A 25,320-nucleotide genomic window follows, 5' to 3' on the forward strand; every position below is an offset into this window, starting at 1 on the left:
ACAACAATGGCATACAGCGATCCGACCTATGTAATATTTGACGGCGATGAAGACGCTTGGGCATACCGCTTTATGAAAGGGTGGAACGCCAGCGAGAATGTGAGTTTTGAATTCGCGAACGCTCACGATCTGGACAATATGACGAGCCGAGCACAGGACGAAGATTATGTTAAACGCAATCTTCGCAACAGAATGAATGGATCGAGCCAGGTACTTGTCCTGATCGGTGAGAAGACGAAAAACCTTTTTCGCTTCGTGCGCTGGGAAATGGAATTGGCTCTTGATCTAGGTCTGCCGATAATCGCAGCAAACCTTAACGGCTCGCGGCAACAAGATGTGAGCTGTCCGCCTATCATCAGGGACAAATGTGTTGTGCACGTGCCGTTCAAGATGAAGGCCATCAAGCACGCGCTAGCCAATTGGCCGAGCGAATTTCATCGGCTTTCAAACGCTCAGCGTGGCGATGGCGCCAGGAGCTATGGCGAAAGCACCTATCGCGATCTCGGCTTATAATCGCCACCTAAAAGCACTTAGCCGCCCAAACATCCTCGCCATCCGCTGGCGGCGACTAGCCTTAGCAACGTCCGCCAGCGTGTTCCGAGCTTGCCGAGCGATGATAAGAAGAGCACGACGTCCGATTTGCTGAGTTTGGCTGAAAGCTGCAGGTCATGTGCAACCTATTAGAGGAGCCCCGCTCGAAGCGTCGGATCGTCAGACAAGATCATGTCGCGCGAGGGCGCTGGTTTCGCGAGGAAAAGGAGCGGCTGTTCGATGTTTGAGGCTTGATCCAGCGTTTCGAGACTGCACGAGCGGCCAGCATTGATGGAGGCAGCTTTTCAGGCCGCGCAATTCTGTCGGCTCGCCCCCTCCTGCGAGCCGCAGCTCGGCTCGCCCTGCGCAGCAACCACGAATTTGCGATCGCAAGAAAGGCAACACGCTGACGATAGAACTTGGCGGCGCTGGTCGGCTGCGAATCAAGATGTCAATGGCAAGGAGCTCTCGCCGCGCGTCTTTGCCGGGCCGAACCTTCTGGCTATGCTCCTTCGAGAAGTCTGCCGAGCACCAGCCGCCGCACCGCCAAAGCTATCAATATGCGCGAGGGCACGACCTCAGCCTCTCAGCGCTGGCCAACCAGGTTGGAGCCTGTGCCGCGGCACGGAACCCGCTGCCTGCTGATCGAGGCGAATGTGCTTTGCCCCTGATCACCTCATTACCACCCTTGGGAAGGGCAAGACCGATCCGGACCGTCAGAATGTAAGGGATGACCGGCAGTTCGGCGGAACATGGCCGCCGGCGCTCTATCGTGCCTCGCGCGGCCGGCGGGAACAGCGTCCCGAGCGCTATTCATCCGTCAATATCGCCCGCTAATCGGGCACTATGCTGGGCGCATGCGCGTCGTAAGCTGTTCGTGTTTGCAGGACGCGCCCCCGACCCTCGGCTAAGGCGAAGGTGACGCCTTAGTTTTCACGGCAATTCGGGCCGATCCCGCGAATTTCACGGCGAATAACCTGCATTCCCGAGAAACTCAAGGGACGTTTCCGGTATGCTATTTGCTAAACAGGTGGCTGGCCGAGTGCCCTCCGCCAATTTATCGCGAGGAGAGGGACATGCGCTTGAGCAATCTGGGAACCGAGCAACTCCGGGAGAAGGATAGAAGCTTCGTCTTCCATCCTTCTACGCATCTGGCCAAGCACAGCCGAGGCGAAACGCCAAATAGGATTATGGCCGGTGCGGAAGGCGTCTATATCTGGGACACCGAAGGCCGAAGGAGCCTCGACGGTTTCGGAGGACTCTACTGCGTCAACATGGGATATGGATGCACGGAGATCGCCGAGGCCATTGCCAGGCAAGCACACGAATTGCCGTTCGCGCACGTCTATGCCAGCCAAGGTACGGAGCCGGTCGCCCTGTTGGCAGAGGCCGTGGTCGAGTATTTCGGTCAGAACATGCGAAGGGTCTATTTCGGCCTCTCCGGTTCCGATGCCAACGAAACCAACATCAAGCTGGTCTGGTACTATAATAACATTCTTGGCCGGCCCGAAAAGAAAAAGATCATCTCGCGAAATCGCGGCTATCACGGGTCTGGATTGGTCACGGGTAGCCTAACTGGCCTTCCCTTCTTTCACAATTTCTTCGACCTGCCTCTGGATTTGGTGCGCCATACAACCACGCCGCACTATTACCGCCAGGCGCGTGTCGAGGAGAGCGAGGAAGCGTTCTCCCGGCGCTGTGCCGATGAGCTTGAAGCCTTGATCCTGGCCGAAGGACCGGAAACGGTTGCAGCTTTTATCGGAGAGCCGGTACTTGGGACAGGAGGTATTGTGCCGCCCCCCAAAGGGTACTGGACGTCCATTCAAGCGGTGCTCGACAAATACGATATCCTTCTAATCGCGGATGAAGTGGTCTGTGGCTTCGCGCGAACCGGCGAGAAGTTCGGTTCCCACCTGTATAACATGCGTCCGGATTTCGTGACCATCGCAAAGGGTTTGAGTTCCGCCTACCTCCCCATCTCCGGGTCAATCATTGGCGACCGTGTCTGGTCGGTTTTGGAACAAGGAACTGAGAAGCACGGCGCACTCGGCCACGGCTGGACATATTCGGGGCACACGCTTTGTGCCGCAGCCGCGCTCGCCAATATTCGACTGCTTAAAGAAAAAAATATTCTGGAGCATGTCCGCGATGTTGGACCGTATTGGCAAGACCGGATGAAGGCCGAGCTGGCGGGACATCCCATCGTTGGTGAAGTTCGCGGAGTGGGTATCCTGTCGGCCGTAGAGATGATGCGGGACCCAAAACAAAGGATACCATTCGAACCCGACCTTCAGGTCGGGGTGCGCACTGCAGCTGCTCTGTTTGAGAATGGTGTCATCGGACGGGCCATGCCGCATGGCGACATCCTCGGTTATGCCCCCCCCCTGATCATTACCCGAAAAGAGATCGACATCATTGTCGACGCGACGGTAAAGTCGGTCGATACCACCTATCGCGCGCTGAAGGCCGAGGGTGCCGTATGATTTTGCGATCGCGAAGGAGCGAGTCCGGAGGCAGGCATGTCCCTGCGCGCTACTGCGCCGAGCAGACCCAAAACTGTTGAATTCCAGATATCTGATCTTGAGCATGCTCCGGGCTATTTCAGTCACGATTTGTAACCGAATCAGTTCTGCCGCCGCTGTCCTGTTGCCCAACGACCAGGACCTCTGTGCGGCGCGCCCTGCGGGTGTACCTCCCCGCCGGCAGGGCGCCCTTTTTGACCCACGTAATCAGTATCATTATGGCCCGTGCGGGATCGAGGGTCTGGTAAAGGTCATCTGCACGTTCCGATGCAGATTGAGCTTAGACGTGCCCTTTACATCATTGCAGCGGGCCATAATCATTGCGGTGAATTTTATCACGTCAGGTATATAGAAGGACGATACTCACACGCCACCCCGTTCACAAGGAAAGGCATTTTAATATTGTTGAGACGATTTGCCTATCAAAGAAAAGAAAGCATCGCAACACTTCTTTGCGGATCACGGCGCCCCGGGTGGGGGATGAGCGGCTATCCGAATTGTTATGCTAATGCCGACCCAAATTCCTGCAAAAGCTGGGGTCAATGATGGCTTTTGGTCAGCGCAGGATGATTTCTCCTGATTTGGTCGGTGCAGGGGCGGTCATGATTTAATGCATGGAGATTCTCTGATTGAGCTGTTGAGATCATGAGGCGTCTGCCAGACGCCCATCGGGTGAGCCCAGCATGATTGGGATGACCGACGAAGATCGAAAGTGTGGCAGCATTCTGGAGCCCGGTCAGCCCAGCGACGCCCGCGAATTCAATCACGTTTGTCGGGACATACACGACGCAGCCGGAAGGCGTGCAGAAAGAGGAAGAATCGAGCGCGACGATGACGAGGCACATGCCACTTGTTTTCGAGACATTCCTTGAAAGACTGTCACAGAGTATCGATGAGGCAGATTTCCGGGATGCCATGGCTGAGGCGGCCGGACGACTTGACCTAATCTTCTTTGCCTACCTCTCCTTGCCAGCACGGCCTTCCGGCAAACCGAGGTTAATTTCAAACTATCCACCCCGCTGGACCAGACAGTATCTGGAAAATCAGTATGAGAAACTCGATCCTGTGGTCTTGCGTGCTCGAAATGGCGGCTGCCCGTTTCACTGGGGATCGAATTTGGGAGGCGATAAAATGTCGCCGGCTCAACAGCAGCTATTCGATGAGGCGGCTCAATTCAGCATCTGCTGCGGTTTGACGATCCCAATTGTCGATCTCCGCGGCCGCATCGCTGCGGTTACTTTTGCCGCCGATGAGCCTCGTCCAGTATTTCTTCGGGTCGCTGAGCGGTACGAACAAGCTCTTCAACTGATGGCGGCCTGCTTTCATCGTTGCGTTCGCCGCAAATTGCCGAGCGATCGAACAGTGGATGGGGTTTCGCTGACATCCCGCGAATATGAGTGCCTGAGGTGGGCAGCGCGGGGTAATTCAGCCTGGGTGACCGGCCGCATCTTGGGTATCAAGCCACGCACGATCGCTTTTCATTTGGACAATGCCAAGAAGAAGCTAGGCGTGCGAACCCAAAATCAGGCTATAGCCCTTTTGGGGTCCGAAGGGTCCTCAATTGTCTGAGAAGCTTTTTGATCCCCTTGTGCTCGGGCCATTCGATCGCGCGCTTTGTATCGAGCGTTGACTGGATGCCGAGATCTTCTGTTCCGCCGGCTCGGGCGATGCAGCCGTATTCTTCCAGTCCGCGCCGGTGATCATAGTCTATGGGTGCTCGAGCGGGTGTGTCGTCGCTGACGAGCTAGTTGTGGAGCCTCAACAGGTTGTCCTCGGTTAGAGCGAGGCGACTGATAGGTGTTTTGGACTTTAGGCTCCCGTGGGGACGGTGCCAATTGTATCTGTGCAGCCAGACCGGCAACTCTGCGGCGCGGTGATCTGAAGTCGGATAAGCGATGGCATAAGCCCATTCGCGCAGTGCTGTCTGGATGAAGCGCTCGGCCTTGCCATTGGTCTTGGGTGTATAGGGTCTTGTCGTGACGTGCTTGAGGCCGAGATCGCGGCAGGCCTTGGCGAAGGCCTTTGATCTGTAGCAGGAGCCGTTGTCGGTCATGACGCGGGCTATCGTGACGCCGAGGCTGGCGTAGTAGGCCACCGCCGCCTTGAGGAAGGCGATGGCGCTTTCTTTTTTCTCGTCGGGCAGGATCTGCGAGAAGGCGATGCGGGAGGCGTCGTCGATGCAGACATGGACGAACTCCCAACTGCTGCCGCGCGAGCTGGCATTGCCGGTGCGCTTGCCGGTAATGCGATGACCGATGCGCTCGAAACGACCGAGCTTCTTGATATCGATATGGATCATCTCGCCAGGATGCTCGCGCTCGTAGCGTCGGATCGGCTCGGCCGGTTCGATATCCCGCAACCGCGACAGTCCGGCACGCTTGAGAACCCGGCTAACGGTGGCGGGCGAGACGCCGACCTCATGGGCGATGTGCTTGCCGGTCCAACGTTGCCGCCGCAGCGCCATGATGCGCTCGGCGATCAACGCAGCGGTGGCCTGCGGCATATTGGCGGGCCGCGAGGAACGGTCGATCATGCCGGCCCGCCCTTCGGACTTGTAGCGCTCGACCCAGCGCGCCACGATCTTGGCCGACACGCCGTAGACACGCGCCGCATGGGCTTTGGAGAAAGCGCCTTCTATCACCGACAGCGCCATCTCCTCTCGACGCAGCGGTGTGAGACGGGCATTCTTATGGATGTTCATTCGGACCCTCCGGTGAGTGCTGAAGCTTGGTAACTCCAGTCTCCCCGGTCCGGTCCGAATGGACAACCTCCCGAAAGCTCACAGCTAGTCGTGCGGTTATATAGTTTCCGAGGATGGCCCGCTTGCATACCTGCCTGCCGGTAATCTCTAACCCTTGACTTAGGGCGATGGCTATCGGTTATGCGGCTTGAAAGCGAAGAGGTGGACCCTTCGTCGAGCGCCGGTACGATATGGAGTGCTGCTCCGGGCTAATACCCATCCAGACAGAGCGGAACCTTCTATCACGTCAGACGCTCGGACAGTTGCCAAACCCCGATTTCCTGGGAACTGAATTGTGCTCGCCACCGGGTCCATTTTGCCGGCGCGTCTGTGGTGCAGGCCCCGATCAGCCTGACCAATGGCACAGGAACGCTTCTATGACCGAGCACTGCGAATTTGTCAGCTGGCGAACAATTCCTTGTAGCCGCTCGTCACCATCCAGTTCGCACGGTCGAGATGACTACGAAGCGCCTTCCTGGCGCGCTCCGGTTCAAGTGCCGGATCAATGCCGAGGATCAGTTGGGCCATTTCCTCTTCGGGCGCCTCATCGGCTGAGGCGTCCAGGAGCCTCATATAGATGGTAAAGTGCGCCCTGTCGTAGGCGGTAAGACGGTCAGACCAAGGGACTTCGTCGAGCAGTGTTGAGCTTTGAGTCCTATCTGTTCCCGTTGATTGATTCATGTCTGCCGCGAACCTCGCATGTTGATCGCTGGATCCAAGGCAGAATATCCCAAAATGGGATAATCCGAAACGGGGATTAGTCGCTGAGCCGGTCTCTACCTGCCGGTTCACCTAAATGCCCAAATCTCTTCGATCTCCCCGCCACCAGCGGTTTCTGGCCCAGTTGATCTCACTGCGCAATGTCAAAGGGCTGACGCAGGCGCAGGTGGCTGAGAAGCTTGGTCGTCCGCAATCTTTCGTGGCGAAATATGAGGGTGGCGAACGGCGTCTCGATGTCATTGAGTTTCTCGACGTAACTGCGGCCCTCGATGCTGATCCGTGTGAGATTCTGTTGAGCCTGCGCACGTAGTGGGCGCCCGCGCCCATCACCGCGCGTGCCGTGTGCCGGTGGGTCGAGCCCCGATTTTCTTGGCTCTGGCGTCTCGACCATTCCGCTGCGCCTCCTAGCGCGTCGTTAGACTCTCGCAATTCGCTCTGTTTTGTGCCTTTCTCAGCAGGTGGCGCCGCATCCTTCTAGGCCCGCCGCGGCGTCCCGCAACCCTTAGCCAGCTGTGAGCTTTCAGTAGGTTGTCCATCCGGCCCTTCGGATGCGGTGCGGCTCAGACGGCGGACCCGTTCCTGTCATGATTCGCCGCCGCACCCATTCCTGGGAAGCAGCCATTGGCGAGCGGAGGACAAAATGATGAGACAGCGAAGCGCTGGGCCATCCGCGCTGTGGTGATACGTCGATGCATGGCGGTTGCGCGACTTCGTTGCTTGAAGCGAAGCGACCGCACCGCCCATTTCGTCAACTGGCGAACAAATCCTTGTAGCCGCTCGTCACCACCCAGTTTGCACGGTCGAGATGACTGCGAAGAACGTTGCGTGCGCGCTCAGGTTCGCGTGCCGGATCAATGCCGAGGATCACTTTGGCCATTTCCTCTTCAGTGGCGTTGTCGGCCGAGGCGTCCAGGAGCCTCATATAGGTTGTAAAGTGGTCCTTGTCGTAGGCTGTAATGCGGTCCGACCAGGGGACCTCGTCGGCGAACGGCGTGTTCGATCTGGGCTGCAACATCGCTAATTCTATCTCCGGCCAATGGACCCGCGAAGCCCTGTGCCTGCTAAATGTGGATTACATATTATAGTTGATAAACTCAAGCCGCCTGATCCGCTGGCTTGCGTGCATGGATATGCGCAAGTTGGTCGGACGGAATGTGCAGAGGATCAGGCAAAGGAAGCGCCTGACGCAGGAGCAGCTTGCGGAGATTTCCGGGTTCAGTCAGCAGTACATCAGCGGCTTGGAGAAAGGCCGAAGAAATCCGACAATTATCACGATCTATGAACTGGCATTGGCCCTCGGCGTCAGCCACATGGATCTGGTTCGGCCCGACAAACAGGCATGATACACCCGCCCTCCAAGTAGCTGGCCGCCTGATGGCGCGCGCCGGGTGCTCGTGAACCCAGGCTTTTCTTAGGGTCCCCCGGCAGCCCCTGCCATTTGGCTCGCCCTGGCCCGGCGCACCCTATTGGACAGTCGGCCGCTGCGGTTTTTGTCAGCCTTTCCTGGGGCGGTCGGCATTGCCTTTTAGGCCCGCCGCGGCCTCCCGCAACCTTCGCTCTCGCTTCAGGTCCTTCTCTTGGTTACGATCCTTCGGATGCGGTTCGCCTCTTTCAGCGGGCCTAATCGCTTTCTGCCGCCCACCCCACGGGGACAGCCACGCGAGACTAGTATGGAGCGTTGCGGTTAGCGCACGAACAGCAAAGGAACTGAAAAAACAGGCAACTGTCGAAGCATGGCTGAACCAGCCATCGTGTCGGCATCTTGGAGCCGCGTGTTCGCCTTGAGGCCCTGCCGGTAGGATCCCTGCAGTTGAAGTCATTGTCGGCATTCTGACAACAATGGACATGAACCGCCGAACTATCAAGGCGACCAGGTTGTTGTCTAGCAATGGTTTTCCGAATCGGCACGGCACTTGCGTTACCAAAAACAAGTACGCCGCGGCACGGATCGCCCAAGAGGCTGAACGACCTGATCTGTTTGACCCTCGCAGCAGGGGTGGATGGCTAACACAAAGGAAACTTTGAAGGTGGACGTTTTCGAAAGTTCTCCAATACCTGTCAGGAAAACACGGACGCCATCTTTCTCGGTGGATCTAGCCTTGCTGGGAGTCGCATTCGTTTGGGGGGCGAGCTATCCGGTCGGGAAAGGCGCACTGTTCTACGCGCCGGTTTCGATACTTGTTCTTTATCGCTTCCTGATTACTACGATCATTACGGCAGTGGCTGCAAGACATGAGATCGCATTGGTCTCCTGGGGCGATTTCATCCGCGGCTTCGCATTGGGAACAATACTTTTTTGCATCTTTATTGCTGAAACTTACGGCGTTGCATCGACAAGCGCAATGAACACGGCCTTGATCATATCGCTTTGTGTGATTTTCACGCCGAGCATCGACTATGGGCTATCACGGCGACTTCCACCTACGGGCATTTTGGCAAGTGCTGCCATAGCGTGCATCGGTGTCGGCATTCTCACTGGCGGGATCAGCAGGTTCAGCCCGGGTGACGCGCTTGTCTTGGGGGCCGCGATTCTGCGAGCGGTTATGGTCGTTTCCACCAAACGCCTTCTGGCCGGCCGGCAGATTTCATCTGCAGCCCTGACGGCCATCCAAGGATCGACGGTGGCAACACTTACTTTCGTTTTGGCCGTCGCTCAGTTCGGAATTTCAGGCCTTGTTGTGAGGGCCACCCTTCAGTTTTGGGGCGCTGTTGCCTTCCTTGCACTCTTCTGCACCCTCGCTGCATTCTACATTCAAAATGCCGCAGTGAGAAAATCCACACCGACACGGGTTGGCTTCTTGATGGGAACAGAACCTTTTTTTGGTTTCGTTCTAGCGCACCTTCTTCTGAATGAGCCTTTGACAGTACCGAGCTTGATAGGCGCAGGCCTCGTCCTCGCTGCGACGTTTGCTGGCATCTGGTTTGAGAGCAGGACATCCAAATGAACCCCATCTTGGCTTCCACCAAACCCGCCATCGGCGGCATTTCGAGTTTTGAAGATCTGGAGGCTTTTCCGGACCGAACCGCACCAGTTGCAACCATGTTCAGCGGCGGTCTCGACAGCACCTATCTTCTCTACAAGCTGCAAAGCCTTGGCTTTGCGAACATTGAAGCTGTCGCAGCGGATGTCGGAACGCGCATCGATCAGCCTTTGTTGGAACGGACGGCAGCCATGTTCGGCGCGCGCTTTGTCTGCCTCGAAGGGCGGGATGCCTTTGTCGAACAAGGCGTGAAATCAGCCATTCGAGCCCACGCCAAGTACCTTGGCATCTATCCGTTGAGCAGTTCGTTGAGCCGTCCCATAATCGCATCTTTGGTTGTTAATCATGCTAGGTCAATCAACTCACGGCTGGTTCTTCATACAGCAAACCTTTCTCAAAACAGTCTTCCGCGCCTTAACAATAGCATTAAGCGCTCAGGATTTTCCGGCAACTTCGGCAGTCCGTATGAATGCTCTGTGATATCCCGACAACAGAAGACCTCCGACCTGTCCAAGTGTGGAGCGACTTTTGTGGCGGACCGCACGTGGAGCGCGGACGAAAACCTCTGGTGTCGGGAATTCGAGTCGGGGCCTTTGGAAGATCCCGAGAACTTTTCCATCCCCGAGGAGGCATTTGCTTGGACGCGCCACATTCCCGCAGAGCAGCCGGTAGAGATCAAACTCGGGTTTGCAGACGGAAGTCTCGTGTCAATTGATGACCGTGATGTTGCATTGGTCGACGCAATCCCGTTCCTGAATAACACGGTCGGCAAATTCGGGCACGGCCGCTTTGTCGGGCTTGAACACATCACAACCGGCCAAAAGGTTCTCGAAGTCCGCGAGGCCCCTGCCGCGGCCATTATCTTCGACGCGCTGCGTCACCTCGAAACCGCTTCTCTTGACGTGGCATCAATCGTTTTGAAGCAAGGGCTTGAGCAAGCCTGGTCCCAAGAGGCGGTTTCAGGTGCATGGGGCAGTACTATTCACCAGATGTGCGAACGGGCCATTGCATCCGCCCTCGAGGGCGTTAGCGGGAGCGTCAGCTACATAGTCGATCACACACGCTTTTTACCTCGGTCGATCCGAGCCAGGACGCCGAGATACATTAGGGACCGCGACCTTTGGGAATACCAAGCCGCAACCCACATAGCGTTGTCCAAAGCGTTCCGTCCTCGCCAAGTCACCAAAAGGGAGACACCCGTGGAAAACAACGCACCCCAGGCGCCGGCCAACCTCAGTCAACAATGCACTGACGGTCTGGTGACAAATGGATGGTGGTTTTCAAAAGGCGAGCGCGCCGAAGCCTGCTTTGGCATCGAAATTGATGCAGCCTGGAAGAACTTTGCTGACCATTGGAATCGACTTCTTCTCGATGAATACATGCGTGACGGCGGAACATATCGTTACCGGCGCTATAGCGCTTTTGAATATGACGCGACTGACGGAATCTTTAGGCTCCTACCCCACGCCCCCTACGAACAATCAAAAAGTGTCAATCATCTGAATGGCGGCTTCAAGCGCCACTTCGAGCCCCTTGAAAACTCCTTTATAGACCATCCCGTCTTAGAAAAGATTCTGACAGGTTTCTGCAGAATTCTATGTGAAGCCGCCCGACATGATCGTTGGAATATCAAGATCCATCCCTACCGGATTGTCGCGCGCGATGGTGTAAATGGCAAACCGGCACCCGAGGGCCTTCACCAGGACGGGGTGGACTTCATTGCTTGCTATATGATTGGGCGGGTCAACGTCACCGGCGGCATGAGCATGATCACCGACGCCTCAAAGGAGTTCCTCGGCGAGGTCGAAATGAACTCCCCGAATGATTTTGTGATCTGCAACGACCGCGAAACCTTTCACGATGTATCGTCGATTGTGGCCGAAAACCTGAAAATGCCGTACGCTTATCGCGACGTCCTTGTGATCGCCTTCGAGAAATTATAACGCCCAGCGCGCCGAGAGCATTTTCAACAAGGTTCAATACTGCTTGGTATCCTCTCGGGTGTTCCTGGTGCGGGAACAATGCAGGATTAATTTCTTGCATCTAAACACCTAGATAGCAGTTTCGCCTCTCTGGTATGATGGTTTTTGGCCTCGCGGATCTCGCGTAATACGAATGACCGTGGACACCCCCGATCTTCGCAAGAAAGTGAGAAATTATCCTCATGCTGTCCGACGAGGTGGTCTGCGGCTTCGGAGGCACCGGGAACTGGTTTGGTAGCCAGACATTTGGGATGGAACCGGACATGCTCTCGATCGCCGGGGGGCTTTCATCCGGTCACCTGCCCATTGGCGGCGTCATTATCTCGACAAGATTTATCAATGCGCCGCTGACGAGGCCCACAAGGTCGGCGTGTTCGGTCACGGTTTCACCTACTCCGGTCATCCGGTGATAGCGGCCGTCGCCGCCGAGGCGATCAGGATCTACAGCGAGATCGATTTCGTGACCCAGGCGCGTCGTCTCGGCGATCACTTGCATGGAGCCCTCGCGGACGCGCTCGGCGACCATCCGCTTGTCGGTGAAGCCCGCGGCCGCGGCTTCATCGCGGGGGTTCAGATCGTCGAGGATCGTGCGCCCGTCGCGTCTTCGCGCCCGAGCTGAGGATCGGCGATGTCGAGCGGCGGTGCCGCGAGCACGGCGTCATGATCCGCAATATGGGAGAAGTGCTTGGAATCTGTCCGCCCTATATAATCACCGAAAGCGAGATCGACCCCTTGGTTGACGGCATTCGTTCTGCACTCGACGGCGCCGCTGCTGCGAATTCCCGGGTCGGTCGGGTGGCATGAGTTCCAGCATTAAGACCGACTGCTTCACTTCAGTGGATATTATCGAGCAAACGCTCACCCGAGGGGTGCACTTCATCCGTGTCCGGTACAAAACGTCACCCATGTCTCAGGTCGGGCACGCCGCTCGCCAACGACACCGAGTTCGGCCTCGCGGCCTACTTCTACACCGGCGATCTCGGTCGCGCCTTCCGCGTGATGGAAGGACTGAAGTACCGGCGTCAATGAAGGCCTGATCACCACGCCGGAGGTGCCGTTCCGCGGCGTCAAGGAATCGGGCCTCGGCAAGGAAGGCGGCCTCCAGGGCATCGTGGATTATCTCGACACCAAACATGTCTGCATCGGCGGTCTCGGCGTCTAGTGGTTCCCGCCTGACATAGGAGTCCAATCAGAGATTCCCTTTCTGGCCTGCGCGTGCGAGTCTGGCGCATGCGCACAGGAAGATCGTTCACCGTTTCGTCGGCCGATCGCGTCCGTCTGACGGCGCTGATCAGGGATCGCAACGCCCCGCAAAAGCATGTCTGGCGCGCCGAGATAGTGCTTTTGCCCGCCGACGGCGTCGGCACCGGCGAGGTCATGCGCCGCATCGGCAAGTCGAAGACCGACGTCTGGCGCTGGCAGGAGCGCTTTGCCGCGGAAGGCTGTGACGGGCTGCTGCGCGACAAGACGCGACAGTGGCGCATTCCGCCGCTCGGTCCCGATGTCGGCGAGCGCGTCGTGGCACTGACGCTTGCCGATCCGCCGGGCGAGAGGACCCACTGGACCGCCGACATGATGGCGCAAGCCGCCGCAATCAGCGCCAGCGCCGTCAGGCGCATCTGGAAGGCGCATGGTCTCGCACCCCACCGCTGGCGCCAGGTTCAAGCTCTCCAATGATCCGAAGTTCGTCGACAAGTTGCGCGCCGTCGTCGGCCTCTATCTCGATGCGCCGGCCCATGCCATCGTTCTGTCGGTCGATGAAAAGAGCCAGATCCGGCGCTCGACCGCACCCACCCGGCCTGCCGATGAAGAAGGGGCGGCTCGGTACGATGAGGCACGACTACAAGCGCAACGGCACCACCACCCTGTTCGCCGCCCTCAACGTCCACTATTGTCCCGTTGACGAGAATATCATCTTAGTTGCTTGTAAAAATTTGTTCTCCACTTCCGTCTCCATCGTATCTCAGTCAACGCGATGGAGCAGGAAATGACTACAAACATTGTGAAACTGGAAGAAGGCAGGGCAATCGGCTCTAATCGTGACGTGCCGCTGTCAGATCATGAGGCGGAAGCCCTAGGGCATCTTGCGGTGGCGCTGAGTGGCATTTCGACGACCATTCGGTCCGCCGCCTACAAACACGCGCTAAACTCTAGTCACGCGATGAAGCCCCTAAAGGAGACGGAGGACGCGCTTACCGACTACGACGCCTTGGCGAGGGCGGCGGGCCGAAAGCAGCCGAAAGCGGCGGAGGAGGACGACAGGAAGGGGGACGCCCTAGCGAGAGAGGCCGCCGCACAGGTCAGCAGGGTCGATCAGACCCGATCTTCCCGCTGGAGCAGACCGCGAAGGGTACCGGTGGCATCAACGGACTACGTTCGGCAGGTGGTCATGGCAGATAGTCAGCTTGGAGCAGTGTCGGCACTGGTAAACGCGCGGCGAGTGGCTCCAGAACGCTTCCATGCTTCTGTTCCCAGTGTAGATAATAATCCGGATGCTCCGCTTCTGACCTCTTTTTCGGACTATCTGAGCAGGGTGTGCGGACTGGAGTCAAAGTCCCGCGAAGGCGTTCTCCTGGGCAGCCGCCGCTTTCTGGATTGGTTCCATCACCACCATTCCCGGCCAAGCCCTCGGCGCGTTGACGGCTGAGCATGTCCTTGCCGCTGTCGAACATCGGCTGTCACTATCGGCGACCTCCGGTACCCGCACCGGCAGCAACTTCTCACATCGTATTGGGCTGGCCACCACGACCAGAATCTCGCGCGCGTCGTCCCCAGGACGCCCCACTGGCGTTTGGCTCATCTAACCCTCGAACTCGGCTACGGCCCGTCGACGGTCTTCTTCACATGGGTCGGATTCGACGAAATGGACGAGGTCACAGGCGACGGCCATGCTGAACTGCTCGACGACGGCTCCATCGACATCACCTTCTATCACAACGGCGACGAGGCAATCCTCAAGGCCAAACGGGACACTTCTTCAACGGCCTGCTAGGAGATCCGTGTTCGCCTTGCGCTGACAAAGAAGCTCACACATGACGTCCGGGAGACGATGCTGGCAAATGGTCTGGCTGAAGCATTCCACCCACAATACCAAAGCCCGTCCCGATCCAAAGCGCTTCTAAGCACTCCACCTCAGGCGCAAGGCCGGTTGGCCAGTGCATCTTCTTGGTCCGCCGGAAGAGAACCCCGCCCGACAATAGCTTCATGAGGTCTTGCGCTGCAGTGTCGACCGTAAAAAAGGGCGCGCGAGGCGCCCTTCATTTAAACCGGCAGTCGGGAAGCAGACTTCACTCTGATATTCAAAAGCGGTAGGTGACACCTGCGCCTATCAGCCAGGGATCGAGCTCCGCCTTCCCCGTCAGCTTCGCGCCGGTCACCGTGACGTCGAAGTCCGGCTTCAGGAAAAGCTTCTTCACGTCGAAGTTGAGGCCCCAGTGCTGGTCCACCATGTAGTCGAATCCGACCTGCAGCGCCGTGCCGAACGTGTTCTTCACCTTGAGAGCATCAGCGCTGCCAGTGTCCTGGTTGTAGAAGATCGTGTAGTTCACGCCGGCGCCGACATAAGGCTTGAACGCGCCGAGATCGGTAAAATGGTACTGCAACGTGAGTGTCGGCGGCAGCAGCCAAACTTTGCCGATGTTGCCCAACCCTCCGATCGTCCCTTGGCCCGCGATGTTGGCATAAGTGGTACCGAGTATGAGTTCGGCGGCGATGTTGTCGGTGAAGAAATACGAGATATCGAGTTCCGGCGTCACCGTGTCCGAATACGAAAGACCGGAGCCGGGAAGCGTATCAACGTAGCCCAGATCTTTCGTAACGACGCCCAACGCCCGCAGGCGGACCTGCCAAGGGATTGGCGCTTCGGTGACCGAGGCTCCCGTCTCCGCCAGGACGGTCTCTGCTTGCGCAGGCTCCGCGGCGACGGCCTGCTGTCCCACCATGATCAGGGCCACCGCCGCTGCTGTTGCCCGCGCTACGCCCATTCGCGTTCTCGCCATGAGATTCACTCCTTGATGTTCAGAAAGGATGCACTGCACTATTTCGTCTCCTGCTCGAATGAATTGTTGATGGACCTCAAATGCCCCTCTTGCGTTGCAACGCGTTCCGCCGTCTCCGGAGGGTGATCGTTGAAGCCGATTGCGCTGCGGAGAAAATTGGTGCCTAGACTGATGAATGCGGCTTGCTCCCGATTGTCCTCGCCGCAGCCGTGCCCGCCTGCGCTGGCCTCGTAGAAGTAAGCGGGATAGCCAAGAGCCTGCAGTTTTGCGGCCATCTTGCGCGCATGGCCCGGATGGACGCGGTCGTCGCGTTTCGTGGTGGCGATCAGGATAGGCGGATAGGGCTGTCCCGGCGCTGCGGCGTGATAGGCGGAGATTTCCTTCAGGAAAGCCCAATCGTGAACCTTGTCCGGATCGCCATATTCGTCGATCCAGCTCGCGCCCGCCAAGAGCTTGGTGTAGCGACGCATGTCGATAAGCGGTGCTGTGCAGAACAGAGCCCCGAAATGCTCAGGATAGCGGGTCAGCATGTTTGCGATCAGCAGGCCGCCATTTGAGCCACCCTCGGCGGCAATCCGCCTCGGCAGGGTGATGCCCCTTCGCACGAGGTCGGAGGCAACGGCGGCGAAATCGTCGTGGGCGAGACGCTTGCCCTCCCTGCGCCCGGCTTCGTGCCAGCGGGTGCCGAACTCGCCGCCGCCGCGGATGTTCGCCTCGACACACGTGCCACCGCGCTCGAGCCACAGCTTGCCCAGCGGGGAGTTGTAGTAGGGCAGGAATGATACGCCGAACCCGCCATAAGCGGAAAGGTGAATCGGAGCATCTCCGTTCCCGTTCGCCGGACCAACCTGCGTATAGGGGATCAGCTCATGATCGATAGAGACTGCCTCGTGGCGCGTGACCACCAGTCCGGATGCATCGAAATTCTCCGGGCTGCGCTTCAGGATTGCTGAAGCGCTGAGAGACGGCGCGGCATTCAGATCGAACAGCAAGAGCTGCGGCGGCGTGATCGGATCCTGAGCACAGATCAGGACCTCTCCATTGGTCTCGTGAACTGCCGCATCGAATGACCAGACGTCGACAGTACCTTCGGCGGGCAGGGTGTTCAGGACTCGGCGCGTCCATTCCTGGTGGCCGGGAGTGAACATCTCGAAACGCGGTGCGAGATTGACGAGGTAAGAGATAATGAGCTTCCCGTCATTCCAGAAGAATGACTGCATGGAGCGCCTTTCCCCTGGTTGAAACAGGGTCTCAAAACGGCGTCCGCCGGCGAGGAAAGTGGAAAGCGAGATGACGATCAGCGCGTCGGCGGGATGGGTGGTGCCTCCCACCGTCCAGGGCTTGCGCGGCCTTACCGCCAGCCAGTCGCCGAAGACCCGCCACGACGCGTCGCGAGGAAGATCGATCTGCCTCCTCGGCCCGCTCCTATCGCCGATCCAGCTGATCTTCTCGAAGAAGGCCGGCTGCTCGATGAACCAAAGGCGCTCGCTGCGGCCGGTGCGGTCCGAATGACCAGACACTTGGAAGCTTTCGAACCCGGCCTCGAAGATTGCCGGCGTGGTGAGGGGATCCGCGTCACGCTTCCACAGTCGAACTGTGCGCGCATAGCCGGAGCGGGTGGCCATGCCATTACCAAGCGCACTGGAAAGCAGAAGCGTGTCAGGGTCCAGCCAATTAACGTAGCCTTTGGCCTCGGGGAGGTTGAAGCCGTCGGCGACAAAGCTCAGAGAAATCAGGTCGAATTCGCGATGCACGACCGCGTCGCTGCCGCCGCGCGACAGGCGCAGAACGGCTCTTTCCCGTCTCTCCGGCTCGATGGACGCGCCGTCCCAGATCCAGTCCTCTCCGTCGCTAGCCGCGAGAGCATCCAGATCGAGCAGTAGCTCCCATTGGGGATCCGCCTTCATGTAGGCGGCAAGGGTGGTCCGGCGCCACAGTCCGCGTGGATTACCGTCATCTCGCCAGTAATTGTAGAGGTACTGACTACGGCGCGCGATCAGGGGAAGATTGTCGCGATTGTCGAAAATGGCTGTCAGAGCCGCGCGGTCGCGCTCGAACTGCGTTCCACCGAAGTGCTTCAGAGTCCTTGCCGATTGGCCGGCGGCCCAGGCAAGTGCCCGCTCGCCCTCTACATCTTCAAGCCAGACATAGGGATCGTCGTCGGGAGCATCAAGCGTTGGACGGACATCAAATGCGTTCATGTCCGGACAGCCTTCAGAAAGAAGGGATAGAGGCTTCCGTCGGCTCGGGAACGCTCAGTGTCGGTAGCGGCGCCCACATGTTCGAAAAGCGTGATCATTGATGAGTTCTTCCAGTCGGTGCGGCATCGCAGTGCTTTTGCGCATAGGGCCGCAACCTTCGTGCCAACTGGGAAAATCGTTTCGGAACAATGCGATCGCTCTGGAAGCGTTGTGTCACATGTCCGACATCGTCGAGAATCCGACAACGAGTGCTCCTCCTAATCACCGGATCAACCTCCGGCGCCAGTCGTGGACACTGTGCAGAACTCGAGAAGTGAAGCTCATTGGAGTGAACCTGGTTGACGCCCAACATCTTCGCTCTGGAGCGCTTCACGCACACGGATTCATGGCAGACACCATGATGCGATCGATGCTGTTAGAGACCAAGCTGGCTGCGCCTGTGAGTTTCAGCCGCCAGCTGGAAGCAGCGGAGTTCTGAGGAGAAGGGTGGGGGGCCCAAGCCCTGCCGCAATCTTGGCCTGCACCGTCCCCTTGATTGTTGTGGGTCAACGTCTGCCTGCCCGCTGAATTTGGCACGCCTTACACCTACGTCACGACCAAGACCTTCCTGTTGCACTTCGGCCTCGACACACTGCGGGATTTGCCCGATTTCGAGGCGATTGAGGTTGCCGCGCTGCTCAGCAAGGAGAAGCTGCTGGCGGGCGATACTCCCATCGGGCTGGTGAGTGGTGGAGGAGGTGAGGAGCGACACTCCAAGGCCAGGACGGGCTAGCGCAGCAGATACATGGAAGTAATCGCTTGATATGAGCGGTTGAGAGTCGAATCAGGGAACTATGCGATCACTATCGATAAGAGGTGGCAATATCGATCGTGATTGTATCGGGCCACTCTACGGCGAAGGAGGCGGCAACTTGTGTCTCCGACCCGAAACGATTACCTTGCGGCCATTATGAGCAAGCATTTGGCATCCGTCTTGACGACGTGAACGCGCCCTGCAGCGTACAGCTGGACGACGCGGCGCTGGCCGATTGCTTTGCGGATCTCGATTTGGCCAAGCAGCATCCCGCTCATGTCAGCGCCTTTCTCGGCGAGGTCCCTCTCGCCCAGCAAGTCGAGTTCGCAACCGCGCACCACATTCGCGGTCGACGAGATGAAGGCTTTTGCCGCCAAGTTCTCTGCCTGGTCCGGCGAAAGCTATCCGCTCGCCGCATAATGGCTGGACATGATAGCCGACGCCCGTCCCGAATGGCGGCGGCTTTTTCGTATTATATCGACCTGATCGACAAGATGCGGCGGAACAGGGGTCCACGTGCGATGCGGCCAAAGCGGATCCAGCTCTCGAGCGCGACTACGGGGTAGGTGTGGTCGCTGGAGCCGCGGCCGACCTCGACCTCGCGCCAGCCGGTCTTGCCGCGCAGGGTGACCAGCAGCCCTTGCCGTCAAAAATCTCGATCCAGCTGGCGCCATCGCTGTTGTCGTCGCGCATGACGTCGAGACCGACGATCTCGGAGCGCCGCAGGCCGCCGCCACAGCCCAGGAGCAAAATAGCGCGGTCGCGCAGGCCCTGAGGTCGTGGCCGAGCGTGGCGATCATCGCCAGCAGATCGTCGCCAGGACCGCCTCTTTCTGCCGCGGTGGCTTTGCGTGCTTGCGGCGAATGCCGGCAAGAACCTTATAGATATGCCGCTCCGCGCGGTCCAACGGCCGGCCGCGCTGGGTAAAGTTCCAGGCGAGGCCGGAAAGCCGCCGCTCGATGGTCGCAAACTAAAGGGCAGGGGCGCCACGCTTCGGATCGCCGGCGGCGGTGCCCGAGGCACAGGCGCTGATATTGAGCCTGATCACCTTCGAGCCCGGAGGCAGGGGATCGAAGCCAGCGCGCCGGCACCAGGAGGAAAAATGCCGCCAATCCTTGGGGTAGGCGTCGCGCGTGTTCTCCGAGGTGGCGTTGTAGCCCCTCGCGGTCTCGACCAGTTCCTGGACATGCGCCGGGACTCTTTGAGCCGGGTCTCCATCTCCTTGTAGAGCTTGTCAAGCTCGCCATCGACTGGCTTCAGGTCGTCGATTGAACATTGCGTCATCATAGGCTTTGTGCCTTGTTGTAGCAGGCATCGTCCGTTCGCGCGGCGGACACAGACATCACCGTCGCTGAGCCGAGAACGACGGTAAAAGAAAATGCACTCACTGACTTCATAACCAATCTCTTTTGCGGGTGATTTAGAAACGGACGCCGAGCTTGGCGCTGAACCCGTGTGTCTGGGCATCCGAGGCGATCTGTCCCTGATAGGCGATGCCGAACGTCGCGTTCTCGGTGATGTTTACGTCAAGCCCAGCTTCGAGCAGAGCTGCGTTCTTTGCGATCGGCACGCCCTTGATGGCGAAGGAGGAACCGCCAGCAAAGGCAAGAGCGGTATCCGGCCTGACGTCGCCGAAGGCGTGGCGCCAGCCAAGACCGCCGCGCGCGGTAGCAGTCACGGTGCCGAGGGTCAGTACCGTCGACGCACGCAGACCTAGCGTGGTAAACGCCGTGTCGCTCGAGCGATCCCCGCTCGACAAGGCGGCTGCGCCGCCATTCTCGGTGAAGCCATCGGCGTCAAAATTCACATAAGCGAGATTAGCGTAGGGCTCGAAGGAAGCCGAAGCCGTATTGATACGGTAGCCGAGCTCGCCAAAGGCCTGGAACGTGCCGGCGTCGTAATCGGCCGAAAGGCTGTCGGCGAAGCCTGGAAAGACCACGGACCTGCCGGTCTCGATGCTGTGCCAGGTATAGGCAAGGCCGGAACGAAAACCGAGATTGCCGTTCTGCGTGCCGGCAAAAAGACCGAGATGGTAATTCTCGCTCGAGCCCGACGACGCGCGATCGTCCGCCTCCAAGGAGGTATGGCTGTAGCCGCTGATGAGGCCGAGCCGCCAGCTTTCGCCGACAGCCGCGTCACCGCCAGCCAGAAAGCCGCCTGTCGAGTGATCGAGACCGGCGGCATTGCCGTCGCTGTCGAGATGACCCCAGGCGCCGAAGCCACGGCCCCATACGGCGAAATTCTCACTCGTTGCCGGGGCCAGTTCCAGACCACCCAGCCCATAAGTCATCACCGGAACGCTGGAGGCACCGACGCCGTCGAACGCCGCACGGATCCGTTCGCTCGCGGCATCGCGTACAGAATGACTGTCCTCGATGAGGCCGCTATGAATGGAAGCATGAACCTCGCCTGATAGCATATCGAAAGCGTTGCGGGCTTCCGGCGCCGTCAGGAACAGGATGTTGTCCTGGATCGGATTACCGCTTCCAAGCGCCTGAGCCGCTGCGGCGACCGAGCGTTGATTGAAGGTGCTGGCTACATCGGCAAACGCCGTCGATGTGCGGCTGATATCGAGATAGACATTGTTGGCATCGTAGACGAGCTGGAAATCGACGAAGGGCGTCGCGTCTGTCGCCAGAGCCCCCGTCAGCCCGCCATAGGTGCCGCTTACGCCGCCTGCTGCGGAGAGCAGAGTATATCGGGCATCGACCGATAGCGTTCCCTGCCGCAGCAGCTCGATCTGCGCGCCGCTGTCGATCGCCGCTGCTCCGCCAACATCGATGAGATCGGACGACCTTGCGAGGTCGACCTGATAGATCGATCCGGACTGCTGCGCGAAATCGCCCGTGACAGTCAGTGTGGTGACGATCCTGCTCGGATCGGTCGCACTGCCAGGAGCGACCGTGCCGCCCTCGGAAATGGTGACCGCACCGTAGGTGCCGCCGCCTGCGACGACACCGCCGCTGTTTGCGATAGCCGTGCCCCCGATCTGCCCGTCATTCCCGAGAAAGCCGGACGTGGTCGCATCATGGGAAAGCACACCTGTATCGGCAAGCAGCAATCCCGCGCCGGAACCGACCGTCGTCATGCCGGAAAAATTGTTCTTTCCGCTCAGCGTTTGCACGCCACCGGCAACGAATAGTTTGCCGCCCATATTATTGTTATCAACGTCGAGGTCGTTGATGCTGCCGGCGAACGTGTCGTTCGAATCCGTTAGCACCAGGGTACGCTTGCCCAGTTCGACCGTTCCGCTGCCACTCAGGCTACGAATACGGGCATCGTTGTAGGCGTCGGAGATTCCCCAATAGTCGCTGCCATTTCCATGTTCGGAGATATCGAACGTGCCGTCTGCAACGACTTTCGCTGACCGTTGGATGTTGCCGAGCCCCGCAAGCGAGAGATAGGCATCCTGAGCAATATTCGTCTCGCCGGTGTAGGTGTTGACATTCGTCATCCGGACCACCGTCTTTGTATCAAGCGTCAGCGATCCGGAGCCGGAGACGACACCCGCTATGCCGAACCCGCCCTCATTCCCCATGCTCGTCGTGATCCTGCTCAGACCGGTCCCTTCGGGTGCGGATGAATCGGTAGAGAAGTTGCTGGCAGTGACGAAATGTGACGTATAAGCGGTATACTTCTTCTCCAGATCGAAAATGACCGATCTGTTTTTGAAGAAGTCAAGACCGGCAACAAAACTGGTCTGGTCATTGGGTTGTTCCGTCGTGCCGCTGGTGTAGGTGAAGTCGATATTGTCCAGCCTTACCGGATCGCCATCCGTTCCTGCGATTGTAACGCTCGGGATGTTGCCCGATGCGCTTACGATCTCGCGTTGCTCATTTCTCCGAACATTTTTAAGTTTGACGCCCGCATCCTGAAATTGCTTCAGCATCGCATCACTGATCTCCAGACTGCCACCGCCCGGTGTGCCGGTGTCGAGCAATACCGCGGTCTTGTTGGGGTCGGTGATTGGTGGGGCTCCATCCTTAACCGTGTACTGCAGATTGTAGCTGCCTTCGTATTCGGTCGAGGCATTGGCGCCAGAGCCAGGAAAATTCTGATAAGAATCCTGATCTTTTTCCTCGGGTTCTCCCCATGGCATGGCATTAGTATATTGGGCCCGGAGGCTTGGATTGAGGTTGACAATCGTGCAGGGGGAACAGCCAGGCGTTTGGTCGCTCTCGGAATCCGGATTCACATTGGCGGAGACCACGTAGCCAGACCTGGTGACACTGCCCATCATGCCCCAGACACTTGTCTTGCCAAGAAAATCGCCGGCCCCGAATGTACCTGCGAAATCGCCGCCTTCGTCTGCCATCTTGCCAGCGGTCATTTTCGCCCGCTGCTCCTTATCGGCGTGATAAGGTTCTTGGAGATCCTGACCATACATATCTTTAAGTCCATCCGTCACGGATCCCGGCGTGCACTTAAGATTGTTGTCCTTGCAATACGCATGGGTATAGACAAAATCGAGAATGCGAGCAGCCCGGTATTTCTTATCGCTTACAGACGGCCCGTCGATTGTTATCTTTTGATCTGGATCGACATATGTAAATTTATCAATTTCCACGTTCTGAAGCTTATTACCATACGTTCCGTCCCCGTACGTATATACGTAAGGCGTGTCGGCAATCGGGCGGACCCCGGTCACCTCTGACCCGATCTGCGTGTTGAGCTGGTCCGAGCCCGTGTCGAATACGTATCGCTGCGCGTTGCCATTGTTGATCTTGGCCCAGATGCCCAGGCGGTCATGGCCTTCCCCGACATACTCCAGCGGGATCGAAATCGGGTCGTCGGCCAACGCTTCTCCAGTTGGAAATGCTACCAGACCCACCCCGAGAGACACAGCCGGCAGGAATACCGTCGTCATCGCGGTGGTTGCCGCCAGAAAGTTCTTTGTCCTGAAACAAGCCTGCATACCTGGTCCTCGAAAAAGTCTCGCAAACTGATTGTTCATTGGAACGGCCTCCTGAATTGTTTAACGAGACCCTTTATGGCGGCCCTGGCTGACAACAGCCTGAAAGCTGCAAGCGGCCTGCGAGAATGGGGCGATCCTGAATGACGACAGGTGCTGTCAACAATGGATGAGTGCTCGGCCTGAAAGCTGAGCACGCTTTATGCTCAGGCTGCTGACAAGGCCAAAGCAGCGTAAGTGCGGAGTGAAATCCAAGGTCCACATGGGTCGTCGCGCTTCCCGTGCGCCTGGGAAGGCGCCGGCCCGGCCAAGCTTTCCCAGATCGTCCGGATGGCGCACAAGATACCGGTTCAGGTCGATCGAGATGGAGGCCGAGGCGTATGCCAAGGCGGTCGACTGCCTGACGAAAGATCAGAATGCGTCGCTGGCGCTCTACGATTTCCGCCGGCAGCGAGCTCAGCTCCTGCCGGGCATCCGTGTTTACTGGCGACGAGACACAAGATGTGCCCAAATTGCCACCAGACCGTCACCTGCGATGAGTTTCGGCAACTGATTTTGTCCTTTCAATCGTCGCCACTTCCTGGCCGCGGCCAACATGGGCCACTCGAAGGCAGCAGACTGGCGGCTATATGGACGGGCTGTGAGCCCGCACCGGAGACATTGGCGAAATCTACGATCTCTATAGCAACGTCAAGGAGAAGCGCGAGGTGTTGCAGATGTGGTCAAATCACATCGAATGGCTGATCAAGCAGGCTGCGGATGACGCTCTGGCGGCGTAGCTGCTGGCATGGGCGGAAGATGCGGCGCAACAATCGTCAGAGCCTCATCGAATTGGAGATCATGCTTGACCAGCAAATGCGCGGCCAATGCTTCGATGGCTGACCAGTGATCGAGTACTAGCCGGGCCGTGCGATCTTCGATCCGCCTCCAACGGGGGCGGCGCGGCATCAGGAACCGCAACTCACCATAGATTCGCTTGGCATCCGCGTAGTCGCTGCTCCCCTCATTCCCATCGGACGCATTCATCGCCATATCGCGCGGGTCCAGATAGCCTTCGAATGCGGATTCTGCAAAAGGACCTGCCAGACACGCAACTATCTCTTGGATCGCTTCATCGCGTTGGAAATGTCGATCCATATCGTTCTCGAAAATCGGCTTTAGCTCCGAGGTGAATCCTTGCGCTGAATAGAAAACCGTGCCTTCGACAAAACCACCGCACTCTCCGTCACCGGCGTCGGGGTAAATACTAACACTTGAGAAAGCAGGGAGTTCACGGTCGTCGTCGAACATCTGACGGTGCAAAACGATGGCGGCCACCGCGTGCCCGGCTTCGTGATGCGCCACAGACGGGAGAAGATATTGGGAGGCTACATTCATGCGGTGCGGCTCTCAGATCTAGTTTCCATCCAAGCCCTGATATCGGATTCAAGCCATGCGACTCGGCCGGGGGAGATGCGACGCCGCTTAGGGAACAGGCCTGCCTTCAGAGTCGCGCGGTCGCGCTCGAACTGCGTTCCACTGAAGTGCTTCAGGGTCTTTGCCGACTGGCCGGCGGCCCAGGCAAGTGCCCGCTCGCCTTCCACATCTTCAAGCCAAAGATAGAGATCGTCGTCGGGAGCATCCAGCGTTGGACGGACATCAAATGCGTTCATGTCCGGACAGCCTTCAGAAAGAAGGGATAGAGGCTTCCGTTTGATCGGGAACGCTTAGTGTTGGTAGCGGCGCCCACATGTTCGAAAAGCGTGATCATTGATGAGTTCTTCCAGTCGGTGCGGCATCGCAGTGCTTTTGCGCATAGGACCGCAATTGTCGTGCCAACTGGGAAAATCGTTTCGGAACAACGTGATCGCTCTGGCAGCGTTGTGTCAGATGTCCGACATCGTCGAGAATCCGACAACGAGTGCTCCTCCTAATCACCGGATCAACCTCCGGCGCCAGTC

Annotated in this window: 21 protein-coding genes and 5 pseudogenes; 16 read left to right on the top strand and 10 right to left on the bottom strand. The window is 58.3% G+C overall.

Annotated features, from left to right (window positions below):
- Positions 1-6 precede the first annotated feature (6 nt).
- From FJV77_RS19965 to FJV77_RS19975, 4 genes and pseudogenes are all read left to right on the top strand, one after another.
- On the top strand, positions 7-513 hold the full coding sequence (locus FJV77_RS19965) for a TIR domain-containing protein (protein ID WP_063169304.1): 507 nt from the start codon (positions 7-9) through the stop codon (positions 511-513).
- Between the two features lie 483 nt (positions 514-996).
- Positions 997-1,417 (top strand): annotated as a pseudogene (locus FJV77_RS33000) (transposase); the annotation flags it as partial.
- A gap of 190 nt (positions 1,418-1,607) precedes the next feature.
- The gene (locus FJV77_RS19970; RefSeq protein ID WP_063169303.1) at positions 1,608-3,014 is read left to right on the top strand and encodes an aminotransferase; all 1,407 of its coding nucleotides are present in this window, start codon (positions 1,608-1,610) and stop codon (positions 3,012-3,014) included.
- Between the two features lie 870 nt (positions 3,015-3,884).
- The gene (locus FJV77_RS19975; RefSeq protein WP_082826574.1) at positions 3,885-4,622 is read left to right on the top strand and encodes a LuxR family transcriptional regulator; all 738 of its coding nucleotides are present in this window, start codon (positions 3,885-3,887) and stop codon (positions 4,620-4,622) included.
- Between the two features lie 175 nt (positions 4,623-4,797).
- Here the strand turns inward: FJV77_RS19975 and FJV77_RS19980 are convergent, their stop codons facing one another.
- Both FJV77_RS19980 and FJV77_RS19985 read right to left on the bottom strand, forming a co-directional pair.
- Entirely contained in the window at positions 4,798-5,754 is a 957-nt protein-coding gene (locus tag FJV77_RS19980) for an IS481 family transposase (protein ID WP_140671221.1), read from the bottom strand.
- A 438-nt stretch (positions 5,755-6,192) separates the two neighbouring features.
- Positions 6,193-6,474: a DUF2285 domain-containing protein gene (locus tag FJV77_RS19985; protein ID WP_063169301.1), complete on the bottom strand. Its 282-nt coding sequence runs from the start codon at positions 6,472-6,474 to the stop codon at positions 6,193-6,195.
- 115 nt (positions 6,475-6,589) lie between these two features.
- Between FJV77_RS19985 and FJV77_RS19990 the strand changes: the two genes are divergently transcribed.
- Positions 6,590-6,823 (top strand): helix-turn-helix transcriptional regulator, encoded by a 234-nt coding sequence (locus FJV77_RS19990; RefSeq protein WP_082826573.1) that lies wholly within the window; start codon positions 6,590-6,592, stop codon positions 6,821-6,823.
- Positions 6,824-7,261: 438 nt separating this feature from the next.
- Here the strand turns inward: FJV77_RS19990 and FJV77_RS19995 are convergent, their stop codons facing one another.
- Complete coding sequence (locus FJV77_RS19995) at positions 7,262-7,528, bottom strand: DUF2285 domain-containing protein (protein ID WP_063169299.1); 267 nt, start codon at positions 7,526-7,528, stop codon at positions 7,262-7,264.
- 109 nt (positions 7,529-7,637) lie between these two features.
- On the opposite strand from FJV77_RS19995, the gene FJV77_RS20000 reads away from it, so the two are divergent.
- The 9 genes and pseudogenes from FJV77_RS20000 (at position 7,638) to FJV77_RS20035 (ending at position 14,468) form a co-directional block, all read left to right on the top strand.
- On the top strand, positions 7,638-7,856 hold the full coding sequence (locus tag FJV77_RS20000; RefSeq protein WP_029354714.1) for a helix-turn-helix transcriptional regulator: 219 nt from the start codon (positions 7,638-7,640) through the stop codon (positions 7,854-7,856).
- Between the two features lie 657 nt (positions 7,857-8,513).
- Positions 8,514-9,458: a DMT family transporter gene (locus tag FJV77_RS20005; RefSeq protein WP_082826572.1), complete on the top strand. Its 945-nt coding sequence runs from the start codon at positions 8,514-8,516 to the stop codon at positions 9,456-9,458.
- The gene (locus tag FJV77_RS20010) at positions 9,455-11,437 is read left to right on the top strand and encodes an argininosuccinate synthase-related protein (RefSeq protein WP_063169298.1); all 1,983 of its coding nucleotides are present in this window, start codon (positions 9,455-9,457) and stop codon (positions 11,435-11,437) included. Before FJV77_RS20005 ends, FJV77_RS20010 begins: the two co-directional genes overlap by 4 nt.
- 221 nt (positions 11,438-11,658) lie before the next feature.
- Positions 11,659-11,886 carry an aminotransferase class III-fold pyridoxal phosphate-dependent enzyme gene (locus FJV77_RS33315; protein ID WP_263485461.1) on the top strand — a complete coding sequence of 76 codons (228 nt, stop codon included), beginning with the start codon at positions 11,659-11,661 and terminating at the stop codon, positions 11,884-11,886.
- Positions 11,847-12,095, top strand: a complete 249-nt coding sequence (locus FJV77_RS33320) for an aminotransferase class III-fold pyridoxal phosphate-dependent enzyme (RefSeq protein ID WP_063169297.1) — start codon at positions 11,847-11,849, stop codon at positions 12,093-12,095. The genes FJV77_RS33315 and FJV77_RS33320 overlap by 40 nt, the downstream gene beginning before the upstream one ends.
- Positions 12,096-12,403: 308 nt before the next feature.
- Positions 12,404-12,638 (top strand): annotated as a pseudogene (locus FJV77_RS20020) (aldehyde dehydrogenase family protein); the annotation flags it as partial.
- Positions 12,639-12,706: 68 nt separating this feature from the next.
- Positions 12,707-13,362 (top strand): annotated as a pseudogene (locus FJV77_RS20025) (IS630 family transposase); the annotation flags it as partial.
- 101 nt (positions 13,363-13,463) lie between these two features.
- The gene (locus FJV77_RS33005; RefSeq protein ID WP_063169296.1) at positions 13,464-14,123 is read left to right on the top strand and encodes a hypothetical protein; all 660 of its coding nucleotides are present in this window, start codon (positions 13,464-13,466) and stop codon (positions 14,121-14,123) included.
- A gap of 144 nt (positions 14,124-14,267) precedes the next feature.
- Positions 14,268-14,468 (top strand): hypothetical protein, encoded by a 201-nt coding sequence (locus FJV77_RS20035; RefSeq protein WP_244514237.1) that lies wholly within the window; start codon positions 14,268-14,270, stop codon positions 14,466-14,468.
- Positions 14,469-14,775: 307 nt separating this feature from the next.
- Here the strand turns inward: FJV77_RS20035 and FJV77_RS20040 are convergent, their stop codons facing one another.
- The gene (locus FJV77_RS20040) at positions 14,776-15,474 is read right to left on the bottom strand and encodes an OmpW family protein (protein WP_063169295.1); all 699 of its coding nucleotides are present in this window, start codon (positions 15,472-15,474) and stop codon (positions 14,776-14,778) included.
- Positions 15,475-15,512: 38 nt separating this feature from the next.
- A complete protein-coding gene (locus FJV77_RS20045; protein WP_082826571.1) occupies positions 15,513-17,675 on the bottom strand; it encodes a prolyl oligopeptidase family serine peptidase in 2,163 nt (720 codons plus the stop codon).
- A gap of 217 nt (positions 17,676-17,892) precedes the next feature.
- On the opposite strand from FJV77_RS20045, the gene FJV77_RS20050 reads away from it, so the two are divergent.
- Together FJV77_RS20050 and FJV77_RS20055 are read left to right on the top strand one after the other, a co-directional pair.
- Complete coding sequence (locus FJV77_RS20050) at positions 17,893-18,153, top strand: hypothetical protein (protein WP_095769041.1); 261 nt, start codon at positions 17,893-17,895, stop codon at positions 18,151-18,153.
- A gap of 93 nt (positions 18,154-18,246) precedes the next feature.
- Positions 18,247-18,447: pseudogene (locus tag FJV77_RS20055) on the top strand (SMC-Scp complex subunit ScpB); the annotation flags it as partial.
- A 161-nt stretch (positions 18,448-18,608) separates the two neighbouring features.
- On the opposite strand, the gene FJV77_RS32465 reads toward FJV77_RS20055, so the two are convergent.
- The 5 genes and pseudogenes from FJV77_RS32465 to FJV77_RS20080 form a co-directional block, all read right to left on the bottom strand.
- Positions 18,609-18,845, bottom strand: coding sequence for a hypothetical protein (locus tag FJV77_RS32465; RefSeq protein ID WP_063169293.1), 237 nt, complete (start codon positions 18,843-18,845; stop codon positions 18,609-18,611).
- Positions 18,846-18,961: 116 nt separating this feature from the next.
- Positions 18,962-19,645 (bottom strand): annotated as a pseudogene (locus FJV77_RS33010) (integrase); the annotation flags it as partial.
- A 243-nt stretch (positions 19,646-19,888) separates the two neighbouring features.
- A complete protein-coding gene (locus tag FJV77_RS20070) occupies positions 19,889-23,422 on the bottom strand; it encodes an autotransporter domain-containing protein (RefSeq protein ID WP_082826570.1) in 3,534 nt (1,177 codons plus the stop codon).
- 702 nt (positions 23,423-24,124) lie between these two features.
- Positions 24,125-24,757, bottom strand: a complete 633-nt coding sequence (locus FJV77_RS20075) for a hypothetical protein (RefSeq protein ID WP_063169290.1) — start codon at positions 24,755-24,757, stop codon at positions 24,125-24,127.
- Entirely contained in the window at positions 24,754-25,032 is a 279-nt protein-coding gene (locus FJV77_RS20080) for an AlpA family phage regulatory protein (RefSeq protein WP_063169289.1), read from the bottom strand. Before FJV77_RS20080 ends, FJV77_RS20075 begins: the two co-directional genes overlap by 4 nt.
- Positions 25,033-25,320: the final 288 nt, after the last annotated feature.

This window comes from Mesorhizobium sp. WSM4306, assembly GCF_007003975.1.
GTDB lineage: Bacteria > Pseudomonadota > Alphaproteobacteria > Rhizobiales > Rhizobiaceae > Mesorhizobium.